The organism is Parendozoicomonas verongulae (assembly GCF_009711465.1).
Classification (GTDB): Bacteria; Pseudomonadota; Gammaproteobacteria; order Pseudomonadales; family Endozoicomonadaceae; genus Sansalvadorimonas; species Sansalvadorimonas verongulae.
Genome location: NZ_SMME01000031.1, coordinates 1 through 212, shown reverse-complemented (window position 1 = coordinate 212; position 212 = coordinate 1). Strand labels below are relative to the sequence as shown.

Genomic DNA, 212 nt, shown 5'->3' with positions numbered 1-212 from the left:
CGCAGGATGTTGTTTTATGGGGATGAATATCTGTGCTGTCTGTAGTTTGTAAAGTAATGTCGCCTGTAGAAATAACATCAAGTGGTTGTGATTGAATAGAGCGGATTGGTTGACTTTTGACTTTTACTGCAAAGGCACCATATGAAGACAGCCCGATCGCTATGAAGAGACTGGTGACAACCAAGTTCAGCCTGAAGACCATTCCTATCCTT

At 42.5% G+C, this 212-nt stretch carries 1 protein-coding gene; it reads right to left on the bottom strand.

The genetic code is table 11. From position 1 onward, the window contains the following. On the bottom strand, positions 1-202 hold a 202-nt coding region (locus E1189_RS24080; RefSeq protein WP_230459770.1), incomplete at its 3' end, for a hypothetical protein. Positions 203-212 lie beyond the last annotated feature (10 nt).